This is a genomic window from Pseudomonas sp. W3I7, from assembly GCF_030816095.1.
GTDB lineage: Bacteria > Pseudomonadota > Gammaproteobacteria > Pseudomonadales > Pseudomonadaceae > Aquipseudomonas > Aquipseudomonas salomonii.
The window spans coordinates 3,207,444-3,219,992 of sequence record NZ_JAUSXP010000001.1 but is presented as its reverse complement, the minus strand read 5'-3'; the positions used below and the strand labels follow the sequence as shown (position 1 = coordinate 3,219,992).

General features: G+C 61.8%; 13 protein-coding genes and 1 pseudogene. 4 read left to right on the top strand and 10 right to left on the bottom strand.

Annotation, left to right across the window (positions count from 1 at the left end):
* The first annotated feature begins 88 nt into the window (after positions 1-88).
* Positions 89-607: a sigma-70 family RNA polymerase sigma factor gene (locus QF043_RS15015; RefSeq protein ID WP_307419137.1), complete on the top strand. Its 519-nt coding sequence runs from the start codon at positions 89-91 to the stop codon at positions 605-607.
* Positions 604-1,524, top strand: coding sequence for a FecR domain-containing protein (locus QF043_RS15010; RefSeq protein WP_307419136.1), 921 nt, complete (start codon positions 604-606; stop codon positions 1,522-1,524). Before QF043_RS15015 ends, QF043_RS15010 begins: the two co-directional genes overlap by 4 nt.
* Positions 1,525-1,722: 198 nt before the next feature.
* Here QF043_RS15010 and QF043_RS15005 read toward each other — a convergent pair whose 3' ends face one another.
* From QF043_RS15005 to QF043_RS14995, 3 genes are read right to left on the bottom strand one after another with little or no spacing between them, the layout of a single operon-like run.
* On the bottom strand, positions 1,723-2,439 hold the full coding sequence (locus QF043_RS15005; protein WP_307419135.1) for an ABC transporter ATP-binding protein: 717 nt from the start codon (positions 2,437-2,439) through the stop codon (positions 1,723-1,725).
* Positions 2,436-3,263: an ABC transporter permease gene (locus QF043_RS15000; protein ID WP_307419134.1), complete on the bottom strand. Its 828-nt coding sequence runs from the start codon at positions 3,261-3,263 to the stop codon at positions 2,436-2,438. The genes QF043_RS15005 and QF043_RS15000 overlap by 4 nt, the downstream gene beginning before the upstream one ends.
* Positions 3,264-3,273: 10 nt before the next feature.
* Positions 3,274-4,239 carry an aliphatic sulfonate ABC transporter substrate-binding protein gene (locus tag QF043_RS14995; RefSeq protein WP_307419133.1) on the bottom strand — a complete coding sequence of 322 codons (966 nt, stop codon included), beginning with the start codon at positions 4,237-4,239 and terminating at the stop codon, positions 3,274-3,276.
* Between the two features lie 317 nt (positions 4,240-4,556).
* On the opposite strand from QF043_RS14995, the gene QF043_RS14990 reads away from it, so the two are divergent.
* Positions 4,557-4,772 carry a molybdopterin-binding protein gene (locus QF043_RS14990; protein WP_003173733.1) on the top strand — a complete coding sequence of 72 codons (216 nt, stop codon included), beginning with the start codon at positions 4,557-4,559 and terminating at the stop codon, positions 4,770-4,772.
* Between the two features lie 163 nt (positions 4,773-4,935).
* On the opposite strand, the gene QF043_RS14985 is transcribed toward QF043_RS14990, so the two are convergent.
* From QF043_RS14985 to QF043_RS14970, 4 genes and pseudogenes are all read right to left on the bottom strand, one after another.
* The gene (locus QF043_RS14985) at positions 4,936-6,081 is read right to left on the bottom strand and encodes a MalY/PatB family protein (RefSeq protein ID WP_307419132.1); all 1,146 of its coding nucleotides are present in this window, start codon (positions 6,079-6,081) and stop codon (positions 4,936-4,938) included.
* Between the two features lie 59 nt (positions 6,082-6,140).
* On the bottom strand, positions 6,141-6,734 hold the full coding sequence (locus QF043_RS14980; RefSeq protein WP_307419131.1) for an FMN-dependent NADH-azoreductase: 594 nt from the start codon (positions 6,732-6,734) through the stop codon (positions 6,141-6,143).
* Entirely contained in the window at positions 6,731-7,174 is a 444-nt protein-coding gene (locus QF043_RS14975; RefSeq protein ID WP_307419130.1) for a GNAT family N-acetyltransferase, read from the bottom strand. The genes QF043_RS14980 and QF043_RS14975 overlap by 4 nt, the downstream gene beginning before the upstream one ends.
* Positions 7,164-7,641 (bottom strand): annotated as a pseudogene (locus tag QF043_RS14970) (carboxymuconolactone decarboxylase family protein). Before QF043_RS14970 ends, QF043_RS14975 begins: the two are co-directional and overlap by 11 nt.
* Before the next feature lie 133 nt (positions 7,642-7,774).
* Here QF043_RS14970 and QF043_RS14965 point away from each other — a divergent pair.
* Positions 7,775-9,151 (top strand): PLP-dependent aminotransferase family protein, encoded by a 1,377-nt coding sequence (locus tag QF043_RS14965; RefSeq protein WP_307419129.1) that lies wholly within the window; start codon positions 7,775-7,777, stop codon positions 9,149-9,151.
* A 269-nt stretch (positions 9,152-9,420) separates the two neighbouring features.
* Here the strand turns inward: QF043_RS14965 and QF043_RS14960 are convergent, their stop codons facing one another.
* From QF043_RS14960 to QF043_RS14950, 3 genes are all read right to left on the bottom strand, one after another.
* Complete coding sequence (locus QF043_RS14960) at positions 9,421-10,731, bottom strand: MFS transporter (RefSeq protein ID WP_307419128.1); 1,311 nt, start codon at positions 10,729-10,731, stop codon at positions 9,421-9,423.
* Between the two features lie 279 nt (positions 10,732-11,010).
* Positions 11,011-11,643, bottom strand: coding sequence for an N-carbamoylsarcosine amidohydrolase (locus QF043_RS14955; protein ID WP_307419127.1), 633 nt, complete (start codon positions 11,641-11,643; stop codon positions 11,011-11,013).
* A gap of 153 nt (positions 11,644-11,796) precedes the next feature.
* The gene (locus tag QF043_RS14950) at positions 11,797-12,549 is read right to left on the bottom strand and encodes an Asp/Glu racemase (protein ID WP_307419126.1); all 753 of its coding nucleotides are present in this window, start codon (positions 12,547-12,549) and stop codon (positions 11,797-11,799) included.

Sequence of the window (12,549 nt, the reverse complement as noted above, 5' to 3'; positions counted from 1 at the left end):
AATGTTGAAAAGAGCATGGTGCACCCGCGCGATATTAAATAGAATGAATCTCATTTGAGACTCACTCGCGCCGCGCAGGTTGCTTGCCATGACTGATGCTGTTGCCCCGACCCACACTGGCGAACTGACCTTGTCGAGTTTGTACCGTGATCATCGCAGCTGGCTTGAAAGCTGGTTGCGGCGGCGCCTGGGCAATGCCTGGGATGCAGCGGACCTGACCCAGGACACCTTCGTGCGGGTGCTGGCCAGTGCCCAGCCGATTGCGCAAATGCAGGAGCCACGGGCGTATCTGGTGACGGTCGGCAAGCGTTTGCTGGCCAACTTTCATCAGCGCCGCAGCCTTGAGCAAGCCTATCTGAAAGCGCTGGCGAGTGTGCCCGAAACCTGCGTGCCGTCACCCGAGCAACGCTGGCTGGTACTGGAAACCCTGCACGCCCTGGATGAGTTGCTTGACGGTTTGCCGCAGGGGGTGCGCCGCGCTTTTCTGTGGAGCCAGTTGGAGGGCCTGGGCTATCGCGAGATTGCCGAGCGGCTCGACGTCTCTGAGCGCACGGTCAAGCGCTACATGGCTCAGGCCTATGAACATTGTTTGCTGGTGGACATGTGAGCCGCGAGGTTGCGCGCGCCGCCGCCCAATGGTTGGCGCTGCTGGAATCCGGCGCGGCCACCGAGCGTGACCACGCCAATTTGCAGGCTTGGCGCGACAGCCATCCCCAGCACGAACAGACCTGGCAGAAGGCCCAATCGCTGCGCCGGCGCTTTAGTGACTTGCCCCAAGCCGTGGCAATGGCCAGCCTCGACCGCCCGCAACCGGGGCGGCGTGCGTTGCTCAAGCGGGCCCTGGGCGTGGCGGCGCTGGTGCCGACCGCCTGGTTGATCAGCCGCCAATTGCCCATCGAGGCGTGGCGGGCTGATTTGCACACCGCCACCGGCGAGCGCAAGCGCATGCCATTGGCCGACGGCAGCAGCCTGCAACTCAACACGGCGACGGCGGTGGATGTTGACCTGGCACAGCGGCGCATCACGCTGGTGGACGGCGAGTTGGCGCTGACGGTGCCGGGCGCAGCGGCGATCAGCGTGCACACGCGCTATGGGCAGGTAGCGGTGCGCCAGGCCGACGTGTGCGTGCGGCAATTGGCGTCCGGCTGCCTGGTGTCGGTGTTCAAGGGCGCAGTGCAGGTGCGTGATCTGGCCGGGCAATTGACGACGTTGAACAGCGGTCAGCAAGCCTCGTTAAGGCCTCACGGGCTGAGTGCCGGGGCGGCGTTTGATGTGCAGCAACTGGGCTGGCGTGACGGCGTATTGACCGCGCAGAACCAACCCTTTGGGGATTTCCTGCGTGAGCTGGAACGTTACCGCCCTGGTGTGTTGCGCTGGGACCCGAGCCTGGAAACGCTGCGGGTCACCGGCAGCTTTCGCCTGGATGACACCGATCGCATCCTCACGCTGCTGGCCCAGACCCTGGGGTTCGAGGTGCGAGCGCGCACGCGGTATTGGGTGACACTCAGCCGAACCCTGGCTTGACGCTGGCAACCAGGTTTGTAGTGGTGAGCAGGCCTGCTGTGGCGAGCAGGCTTGCCCTGCGTTGGGATGCGAAGCAGCCCCAAAACAGTCACGCGATTTTCCAGATATTTTTCTCTGCGCACCCAAGGGGCCCGCTACGCGCGCCAACGCAGGGCAAGCCTGCTCGCCACAACAGGGGGCTAACCCCTTTCCAGGCGCCTAAATCACATGCGCGCGCTGCAACTCGGTCAATGCCTGTGCCTTGAGCTGCGCCAGCGACGGGTCACGCCGGTCCCGTGGGTGTGGCAGGTCGACTGCCAGTTCCTGGCGGATACTGCTCGGCCGGTTGTCCATCACCAGCACCCGGTCACTCAAGTACAGCGCCTCGTCGACATCATGGGTCACCAGTAGCAAGGCAATCGCATGGTGTTCGGCCAGTTGCAGCAGCAAGTCCTGCAGTTTCATGCGGGTAAAGGCATCCACTGCGCTGAACGGCTCATCGAGCAATAACACCTGCGGGCGTGAATACAGCCCGCGTGCAATGGCCACGCGTTGCGCCATGCCGCCGGACAAGGCCTTGGGCAGCGCCTGGGCGAAGCCGGTCAGGCCGACTTCTTCGATCAACTGGGTGACCCAGGCCTTGTCGTAGTGGCTGTCATCGCTGAAACCGATGTTCTGTTCCACCGTCAGCCAGGGCATCAGCCGTGGTTCCTGGAACACAAAGGCGACTACGCCTTCCGGGCTGCGCAGTTCGCCCTGGAAGTCGGTCTCCAGGCCGGCGACAATGCGCAACAACGTGCTTTTGCCACAACCGCTGGGCCCCAGCAGGCTGACGGTTTCACGCGGTTGCAACGCCAACTGCAGATGGTTCAGTACCGCAATGCCGGCAAAGCTTTTGCGCGCCACGCGAAGCTCCAATAACGCTTGCATATTCATTGCTCCGCACCTTGGCCTGTGAAGGTGTCGCGCCAGGCCAGGCAGCGTTTTTCCAGCGCTGCGAGCAGGCCATCGCTGAGCTTGCCCAGCAGTGCCAACACGATAATGGCGGCCAGCACGATGTCTGGCCGTGAGGTTTCTCGACCATCGCTGAGCAAGTAACCGAGGCCCTTGGTGGCCGCGATCAGCTCCGCCGCCACCAGGAACATCCACGCCAGGCTCAGGCCGCTGCGCAGCCCGGTGAACAGGCCGGGCAGGGCGGCGGGCAGCAGAATCCGGCGCACCAGGCGTGACCGGCTGAAACCGTACATTTGCCCGACTTCCACCAGCTTGCGGTCAATATCGCGAATCGCCGCGACACCGTTGAGGTACACCGGAAAGAACGCGCCAATCGCGATCAGCACAACCTTGGAGGTTTCATCGATACCCAGCCACAGCAGCAACAGCGGCACCCAGGCCAGGCTCGGGATCGAGCGCAACCCGGCGAAAGTCGGCTCCAGATACGCTTCGGCTTCACGGCTCAACCCCACCCAGGCGGCAAACACCAGGGCCAGGCTGGCACCGATGGCAAACCCCGCCAGTACCCGTAACAGGCTGGCGCTGATGTGTTTCCACAACGCGCCTTCGGCCAGGTCGGTGAGGGTCACCGCGATTTCGCTGGGCGCCGGCATCTGGTAGGACGGCAGCCAGCCGATGCGCACCACCCCCTCCAGCACCAGCAGGATCAACACTGGCAGCACCAGGCCTTTTAGGCGTCTTGGCCAGGCACTGCGGTTGATTACCACGGCCGTCGGCAGCGGCAGTGATTGGCTTTTATCGGTCATCACGCCTCCCTTAAGGCTTGGCCAGGGTTTGGCCAAACGACGTGTCGATCAACTGATCGATCACGGGGCCGACATCCACGCCACGCCGGACCAATTCCTCAGACACCAGGATCGGCGCGGCGGCCTTGGATGACGCCACGTCCTTGGCGCTCAGCAGTGGGTTGCTGAGGTCGGTGCGCGACAATTGCAGCTTGGCCACTTCCAGCGGCAGGCCGGCTTCGTCAGCGAGCAATCTGGCGAATTCATCCGGGTGCTTCACGGCCCAATCGCGGGCCTTTTCATAGGCACCGAGGACCTTGGTGATGGTCTGCGGGTGTGCTTTGGCATATTGCTCGGTGACGCTGATCACGCCGTAGCTGTTGAAGTCTTTATTGCGATACAGCAAGCGCGAACCGGCCTGGATTTCACTCGCGGCCATGTGCGGGTCAAGGCCGGCCCAGGCGTCCACGTCGCCTTTCTCCAAGGCGGTGCGGCCGTCGGGATGCTGCAAATGCACCAGCTCCACATCATCCTTTTTCAACCCCGCCAGTTGCAGGCTGCGCAGGGTGAACAGGTACGGGTCGGTACCTTTGGTGGCGGCGATTTTTTTGCCTTTGAGGTCTGTGACGGTTTTGAGCGGCGAGTCTTTGCGCACCACCAGCGCGGTCCATTCAGCCCGACTGTAGACGTACACCGATTTGATCGGGCTGCCATTGGCGCGGCTCAACACCGCCGACAGGCTGGCAGACGAGGCGAAGTCGACGCCGCCACTGTTGAGGTATTCCAGCGAGCGGTTGCTGCCCTGGCTCAGCACCCAGCCGACCTTGGTTTGAGGGAGAGCCTGTTCGAGCCAGCCGAAATGCTTGAGTACCAGGCTCACGGGCGAGTAGTAGGCGTAATCCAGGTTGACCTGGGCGGGGTCGGTTTCGGCGGCAAAGGCTTGGGGTTGCAGGCACAGGGCGAGGGCGCAGGCACTCAATAAAGCAAAGGGTTTCATGGAACAGCTCCAGGCAAGGCGTTGAGAGAAGGCTTTTCTTATATTCAGAAAACTGAAACGGCATGTTCCATCATGCTTTAAAGGAATATGCAGTCTCTGTGCCACCTTGTACGCAGCGGATTGCGCGGGGTTCTGCTGATTCGGCTGTAGCGGGAGAGGGCAAAGTGTTGAACGGCTGTTGGCAGGCGAACACCTTGTATATATCTATATCGTATAAATAAAGACTTATATATTCCTTTTAATGTTGGTGCGGATGACGCATTTTGAGGGCCTGCGCATTCGTGCGGATTGACCCAACAGCCAAAAGGAAAGCCGACATGACCATCAAAGCGATCAACGTGCGCAACCAGTTCAAGGGCGTGATCAAGGAAATTCTGCTGGGCGAAGTGGTGTCTGAAATCGACGTGCAAACCGCCTCCGGCATCGTCACCTCAGTGATCACCACCCGCTCGGTGCGTGACCTGGAATTGAAAGTGGGCAGTGAAGTGATTGCCTTTGTGAAGTCGACTGAAGTGTCGATTGCCAAGCTGTAAATGTGTTCGCAAGTGTGGGAGCTGGCGTGCCTGCGATGGCGGTTTATCAGTCATAAACGTGGCGAATATTAATTCGCTATCGCAGGCAAGCCAGCTCCCACATTGTTCTATGTCTGTTCAGATAGTGCGTGGGCCAGCGCCGCCCGACTGATGCGTCTGCGTTTCAGCGCAGACGCAGCGCACGTTCCATGCGTTGCAAACCCTCTTCGAGCATCAATCGTGGGCAGCCGAAGTTCAGGCGCACGAACTGCTGGCTGTCATCACCGAATTCGATGCCTGCGCTCAGTCCGACCTTGGCCTGTTCCAGGAAGAACTGCTGTGGGTCGGCGAGGCCCAGGGCGCTGCAATCCAGCCAGGCCAGGTAGGTGCCTTGTGGCGCGTGCATCACCACGCCGGGCAAGCGGTTTTGCACGGCGTGCAGCAGATAATCACGGTTGGCTTGCAGGTACTGCACCAGTGCGTCCAGCCATTCGCTGCATTGGCTGTAGGCGGCGCGGGTGGCTTCCAGGCCCAGCGGGCTGACGCTGTCGACCATGCCGCAGCGGGCATTGTTGAAGCGCTCGCGCACCTCGGCATTTTGCACCACGGCAAAGCAGGTCTTCAGGCCGGCGACGTTATAGGCCTTGCTCGCCGACATCAGGGTAACGGTGCGTTGGGCGATCTCGGTGCTGAGGCTGGCGGTGGGAATATGGCGACGGCCGTCAAAGCACAGCTCGGCATGGATTTCGTCACTGATGATCAGTGTGCCGTTGTCCAGGCAGGCATTGGCCACGGCCAGCAATTCTTCATGAGCAAAGACCTTGCCCACCGGGTTGTGCGGGTTACTCAGCAGCAGCGCACCGGCGCCGCTCAGCGCCTGGCGCATGGCGGGCATGGGGGTGACGTACTCGCCATTGATCAATTCAAACGGCACTTCGATACGCGGCAGGTTCCAGTGGCCCGGTGCCAGGCGGATCGGCCGGTAGTTCGGGGTTTGCAGCACTACGGGCTGGCCCGGCTGTACGAACGCATGCAGGGCCATATTGAAACCAGGCTCGACACCGGGCAGGAACAGCAACTCTTCAGGCTGTACGCGCCAGGCGTACTTGGCCCACAGGTCCGCGATGATGGCTTCGCGCACATCCGGGCCAGCCACGCTGTAGCCCAGGACCTGCTGGTCGAGACGTGCGTGCAGGGCGTGCAGGACGGCGGGTGGCGCAGCGATATCCATGTCGGCGATCCACATCGGCAGAACGTCTTGCGGGTATCGGTTCCACTTGGTGCTGCCGGTGCCTTGGCGGGGGTGGATCGTGTCGAAATCAAAGCGCATGGGAGGCTCGTATCAGGGAGGCAGGTGCAGGAATGGCGCTGATTCTAGCGCCATTAATTTTATAGGCCAGTGCTGATTGCCGCCGACAGCTGCCGGTGTGCCTGTTCCACGGCGCGGGCCACCGCTTCTTCGCCGCGCACCATGGCGCCCAGGTAAACGAAGTCCACCGAATGGATACCCACCGTAGACAGGATGGTGGTCATGTACGGCGTGAGAAAGTCCGGCTCATGACCCTTGCGCGCATTGCCGCTGCTGACCAGCACAAAGGTGCGTCGGTCCTTGAGCAGGCCGATCTTTTCGAACTGCGCATTGATGGTGAAGCTGCGATGAATGCGCACCACATGGTCGATCCAGACCTTGAGCGCCGCCGGCACGGTGAAGTTGTGCACCGGCGTGCAGACGATCAACAGGTCGCAGGCTTCCAGTTCGACGATCAACTGTTCCGACAACGCCGTGGCGCTGCCACTCAAGCCGCCAGGGGTGGTGAGTGCGTTCGCGTATTCACGGGTCAGCGGCGCCAGCGCCTGGCTGCCGTAGTCGCGCTCGATGACGTCGGCGCCGGGCACCAGGTCGTTGAGCAGGGCACGGGCCAGCTTGAAGGTCTGCGCGGCCTTGCCGTGGGGGCTGAAGCTGAGGAGCAGGGCGCGGGTCATAGGCTCAGGTCCTGGGAAAAGTGCATGCCTCGCGGCAGCAGGCCTTGGCGAAAGTAGAAACGCTGGGCCAGGGCCATATGCAGGCCGGTATCCAGCACCAGGTAACGATAACCCCGGGCGCGGGTTTCTGCGCGGACCCGGTCGAGCAACTGCTCGCCCAGGCGACGGCGCTGCAAGGTGGCGTCCACCACCAAGTCATCGACGTAGATAAACTCGCCGTACAGGGTGTTTTCCGTCAGGCGATAGCCGGCCAGGCCAATGACCTTGCCGTGTTCACGCGCGGCCAGCAGGTGATAGCCGTGCCGGCGCTGGCGCTGAACCTGTGCGGCGAAACGGGCGGCGTCGGCCAGGTGCGGGCGCAGTTGCTGCATCACGGCAAAGCTTGCAATGCAGTCGGCCTCGGTTTCCATGAGGGCGAACTCGACGTGCTCATTGGTCATTGAGGTTCTCCAGGTGGGCCTTGATCGCCTCCGGTACTTTACGAAAACTGATGGCCACGCGGTTCAAGGCGTTCATCAAGGAAATGGCCAGGGTCAGGTCGGCGATTTCCTTGTCGTTGAACACCTTGGCCACGGCGGCGTAATCGGCGTCCGGCACGTGGGTTTGCGCCACCTGGGTGACCACTTCGGCCCAGGCCAGGGCGGCTTGTTCACGCACCGTGAACAGCGGCAGGGCTTCATGCCAGGCGGCCAGCAGCATGATCTTTTCCAGGCTCACGCCTTGCTTGAGCAGGTCGCGGGAATGTGAGTCCAGGCAATAGGCGCAGCCATTGGAGCTGCGAAACTCGCAGGTACACCAGTTCAATCAGTTCTTTCTCCAGGCCACAGCCATGGACATAGCTGTGCACGGCGCCCAGGGCCTTGTAACCAACAGGGGCGGCGTGGCCGTAATCGAGACGGTGTTTCATGGGTGATCCTTGGGTTGCGTTAAGAGATGCGCCATTTTCGGTGGTGGCCGGGTTGCTCGACAGGGGCATGATTGGACAAGTGGGTTGGGACATGATCAGACTCCACCTTGTCGTCCTGCCGAGCCCCCTTGTGATGTCGTCATTGCCCAAATATCAGGAAATCTACCGCCGCTTCCGCCTGGCCATCGACCAGGGCCAACTCGGCCCCGGTGATCGGGTGCCGTCGGTGCGCAGCCTGGCGCTGGAACTCAAGCTCGCCCGCGGGACCGTGGAGGCGGCTTACCAGTTGCTGGTCAGCGAGGGTTTTTTCGAGGCGCGTGGGCAGGCGGGCACCGTGATTGCGCGGACATTGCCGCAGGTGGCAATGAAGCCCCAGCCCGTCGCACCGCCACCGACATCGGCGCCGCCAGCCTTGCAAATGGGCCAGCCGGCGCTGGATGCCTTCCCGCGCAAGCTTTGGGCGCGGCTGGTCACCCAGCAGGTACGCCGCACCGACGCCGACAGCCTGGCCATGGGCGATGTGCGCGGCGCCCAGGCGTTGCGCGTGGCGATTGCCAGTTATCTCGCGCTGTACCGGGGCGTGGAATGCACGCCCCAACAGGTATTTATCTGTTCGGGGTATGCCGGCTCACTGACGTTGATGTGCGACGCACTGCAGATGGCCGGGCAGCGCTGCTGGTACGAAGACCCAGGTTATGTGCATGCGCGGCAGTTGTTGCTCCATCAAGGGGTTGAGCTGGTGCCGGTGCCGGTCGACCGTGATGGGCTGGATGTGGCGCAGGGCATCCAGCGTGAGCCGCAGGCGCGATTGGCGATTGTCACGCCGGCCCACCAGAGCCCGCTGGGTGTGGCGTTGAGCCTGGCGCGGCGCCAGGCTTTGCTGGCCTGGGCGCAAGCGCAGGGCAGTTGGGTGCTGGAGGATGATTACGACAGTGAGTTTCGCTACCACGGCCAGCCATTGGCGGCGCTCAAGAGCCAGGACGTGCACGACCGGGTGATTCATGCCGGGAGCTTCAGCAAGATGCTGTTTCCGGGCTTGCGCTTGGGCTATCTGGTGGTGCCGGCGGCGTTGGTGGAGGTGTTCGGGCGCAGCGCCGAGGCCTTGCAGCAGCGCGGTGCGCAGTTGTTGCAGCTGACGGCGGCGGATTTTCTCGAGCAGGGCCACTTCACCCGGCATTTGAAGAAGATGCGTCAGTTGTATGCGTTGCGAAGGGGCTTTTTGGTGGCCGCGTTACAGGCACATTGCGCGGATTTTGTACGCGTGGATGAACAGGCCGGGGGGATTAACCTGTTGGCCCGGTTGCTGGTGCCCGTGCCGGATCGTGTGGTTGCCAAGGCAGCCAATGAGACGGGCTTGGCGGTTAACGCACTGTCGTCTTGGGCCCTTGAACCGGGGGGTGGGCAGGGTTTGTTGATGGGCTTTACCAATGTGGCGACGGCGCAACAGGCCACTGAGCTGGCGGTGAGGCTGTTGCAGATACTGCGGGCATGTCACAAGTCCAATAGGTGAGCGGGCTTTCTGTGGCGAGCAAGCTTGCTTGCGCTGGGGTGCGAAGCGCCCCCAAGAAGCCGGCTCCAGCTTCGCTGTCGAAAGGAAGGTTCGACGATTCGACAAGCTACCTCGCCACAGCAAGCCCGCTCCCATATTTAGATCATGTTCTGCGTTAAACCGTCAGGGTTTTACGGGCGTTGGCAGCGCCACCAGATTGACGTAGCCCTCCCAGAATTTCTGCTTCTGCTTCGTCGGCAGGGTGATTCATCCGCAAAAAATTGTTGTTATTAACGGTTCACCAGTTTCGCCGGCAAGGCGATGACCAGGAAGCTGCTGAGAATCAGGCAGCCGGCGAAAAACCACAAGGCACCCGCACTGCTGCCGGTGACGTCGATCGCGACCCCCATCAACGAGTTGCTGACCAGGCCTGCGATATTCGCCACTGAACAGGCCAGGGCAAAGCCGGTGGCCGCTGCGGTGCCTTTGAGGAAGGTTGCCGGCAGGCTGAAAAACACCGGCACGGCGCCGATGATTGCGGCTGACGCGATGGCGAACAGCAACACGGTGGCGACCACGCTATGGGTAAAGAACGTGCTGGTGGCCATCGCCGCTGCGCCGATGAAGAACGGCACGATGATGTGCCAGCGGCGTTCGCGGTGTTTGTCGGAGCTGGCGCCGATCAGCAGCATGCCCAGCAATGCGGCAACGCTGGGCAATGCAGTCAGCACGCCGATGTGGAAGGTGTCGGTCACCCCGGCGTTGCGGATGAAGGTCGGCATCCAGAACCCCATGGCATAGGCGCTGAGCAGGATCGAGAAGTCGATGCCGCCGAGCATCCACACTTTGAGGTTGAAGAAGCCGTCACGGAAGCTGTGCTTGCTGCCGGTGGCGTCGGCTTCGTCCTTGCGCAATTCGTTTTCCAGCAAGGCTTTTTCTTCGTCCGACAGCCATTTGGCCTGCTGGAACGTATTGGGCAGTGCCCAGAAGGTCAGCACGCCAAGCAGGACGCTGGGCACCGCTTCGATCAGGAACAGCCACTGCCAGCCACGCAAGCCGCCCAGGTTGTCAAAGTGGCCCATGATCCAACCTGACAGCGGGCCGCCGATGACGCTGGACAACGGCAGGCCGATCATGAACAGCGCGATGATGCGCCCGCGTCGGTGCGTCGGGAACCAGGTGGTCAGGTAATACAACACGCCCGGCAAAAAGCCCGCTTCGGCGGCGCCAAGCAAAAAGCGCAGGATGTAGAACTGGGTGGTGGAGGTGACCAGCATGGTGCAGGCCGAGAGCAGGCCCCAGGTGATCATGATGCGCGCGATCCAGATCTTCGCGCCGACCCGTTCAAGTACCAGGTTGCTGGGCACTTCAAAGATGATATAGCCGACGAAAAACAAGCCGGCACCCAGGCCGAACGCGGTTTCGCTGAAGTGCAGCTGGTCGAGCATCTGCAACTTGGCGAAGCCGATGTTGATGCGGTCCAGGTAGGCGGCCAGGTAGCAGAAACACAGGAACGGAATCAGCTTCCAGGTGATCTTGTGGTAGAGCGTGGTAACGGGATCGGCGACCGTAGTCGCGGGCGCTGCATTCGCAATGGGCATTTGGGTGTCTCCTGGCGGTGACTTATGGTTTTTATACAGCCGCTTTTTTCCAGCACTTTGGAGTGCTGTAGAAGCGACTTCCAAAGGCAGTGACAGAAGACTGAAAGCTGCACCGGCTTTTCAATGTGGGAGCTGGCTTGCCTGCGATAGCGGTGGATCAGCAACAATTATGTTGCCTGACACTCCGCCATCGCAGGCAAGCCAGCTCCCACCGTCGGGCGGGGGCGGCTCACAGTTTTGTGCAAGACCGCGCTCTATGGCGCAGTTCTTCGTAACCGTTTATTGCTCCTTGAACTTGCTCATCGCCTCCTGCTTGCTCACCACATCGCCATACTTACTGTCGATGTCGAACAGATTGGCTGCATGGGGCGCCGGGTGTCGGTCGCCGACGCATTCGCGCACGACGATGGTGCGAAACCCATGCTGCACCGCATCCACGGCTGTGGCGCGGATGCAGCCGCTGGTGGAACAGCCGGCCAGCACCACGGTGTCGATGCCTTGGGCGTGCAGCATCGGGGCCAGGCTGCTGCCGAAGAAAGCGCTGGCGTACTGCTTGGTGATCACCACTTCATCCGCCTGGGGCAACACCTCGGTACAGAACGCGGCGAGTGGGTTGCCCTCGACCATGTCTTTCATCACCGGGGCTTTCTTGACCCAGATACCGCCATCGGCGAAATGGCCGGGATGGTAGCGGATATTGGTGTGCACCACCGTAATCCCGTGCTGGCGAGCAATGGCCAGCAGCTCGATGCTTTCAGTCACGGCCACCACCACTTCAGGGGCATACAACGGCGCGCCTTCGGTGGTGTAGCCCTGCATAAAGTCGATCATCAGCAGCGCGGATTTTTTGCCGAAGCCGATGCGATTGCCCCAGACGCCCTGGTAGTTGGCGTCGGCGGATTGTTCACTCATCATCTCAACCCCTCATTTTTGTCTGGCGAGCGAGCTTGCTCGCGCTGGAGTGCGCAGCGCTCCCGCTTTTTTGGGGCCGCTTCGCAGCCCAGCGCGAGCAAGCTCGCTCGCCACATAAGCTCGCTCGCCACATAAGCTCATTCGCCACAAGTGTCAGTAAGCGCCGGAGAGCAGGGCACCGGCACCGGGCACGATCGGCTCCAGGTCCAGTGCCTTAAGCATCGCGTAGGTGGTGGCGATGGCCGCCGTGAGCACCGGTTTGCCGGTTTGCGCTTCAACCTTGGCCACCACCGGCAGCGACTGCATCTGCACGCAGGCCGAGAGCACGATCACGTCCACACCTTCCAGGTTCATGCCGGCGACGATCGCCGGCAGGTTGGCCGGGTCGTGGCGCGCCACTTCGAGGTTGTCGGGGATCTCCAGGGCGCGCCAGTCCACCACGTCAAAGCCTTCTTCGCGGATGTAGTTCACCACCAGTTCGGTCAGCGGCTTCATGTACGGCGCGACGATGGCGATGCGCTTGGCACCCATCACGTTCAAACCTTCGATCAAGGCGCCGGCGCTGGTGATCACCGGCGCGTTGGCGTCGTTATCGGCGGTGGCTTTACGCAGGCGTTGTTCGGAGTTGCGGTGGTAACCCAGACCCATGGCCATGATCGCCACCAGGCACGCATAACCCAGCACGTCGACCTTGGCGTCGGACAGCTCGATGGCGCAGCGGTCGGACTCGCCGTCCATGGCCGCCAGTTCTTCCTTGCGCACCTGCTTCATGCGCATGCGGCTGGAGTGAAAGGTAAAGCGTTCGGGGCGGATTGCCTGGCGCGCGTTAAGCATCGCCGGGATCTCGGTTTCCATGGTGGTGTTGGAGCTCGGCACGATCTGGCCAATGCGGTAAGGCTTGAGCAT

Bases quoted from the DNA above. Each gene is read 5' to 3' on its own strand.
- QF043_RS14950 (WP_307419126.1), bottom strand. From the start codon at position 12,549: ATGCTCAAGCCTTACCGCATTGGCCAGATCGTGCCGAGCTCCAACACC.
- QF043_RS14960 (WP_307419128.1), bottom strand. From the start codon at position 10,731: ATGCCCATTGCGAATGCAGCGCCCGCGACTACGGTCGCCGATCCCGTT.
- QF043_RS15005 (WP_307419135.1), bottom strand. From the start codon at position 2,439: ATGAATATGCAAGCGTTATTGGAGCTTCGCGTGGCGCGCAAAAGCTTT.
- QF043_RS14975 (WP_307419130.1), bottom strand. From the start codon at position 7,174: ATGACCAATGAGCACGTCGAGTTCGCCCTCATGGAAACCGAGGCCGAC.
- QF043_RS15000 (WP_307419134.1), bottom strand. From the start codon at position 3,263: ATGACCGATAAAAGCCAATCACTGCCGCTGCCGACGGCCGTGGTAATC.
- QF043_RS14980 (WP_307419131.1), bottom strand. From the start codon at position 6,734: ATGACCCGCGCCCTGCTCCTCAGCTTCAGCCCCCACGGCAAGGCCGCG.
- QF043_RS15015 (WP_307419137.1), top strand. From the start codon at position 89: ATGACTGATGCTGTTGCCCCGACCCACACTGGCGAACTGACCTTGTCG.
- QF043_RS14955 (WP_307419127.1), bottom strand. From the start codon at position 11,643: ATGAGTGAACAATCCGCCGACGCCAACTACCAGGGCGTCTGGGGCAAT.
- QF043_RS14965 (WP_307419129.1), top strand. From the start codon at position 7,775: ATGTCGTCATTGCCCAAATATCAGGAAATCTACCGCCGCTTCCGCCTG.
- QF043_RS14985 (WP_307419132.1), bottom strand. From the start codon at position 6,081: ATGCGCTTTGATTTCGACACGATCCACCCCCGCCAAGGCACCGGCAGC.
- QF043_RS14995 (WP_307419133.1), bottom strand. From the start codon at position 4,239: ATGAAACCCTTTGCTTTATTGAGTGCCTGCGCCCTCGCCCTGTGCCTG.
- QF043_RS14990 (WP_003173733.1), top strand. From the start codon at position 4,557: ATGACCATCAAAGCGATCAACGTGCGCAACCAGTTCAAGGGCGTGATC.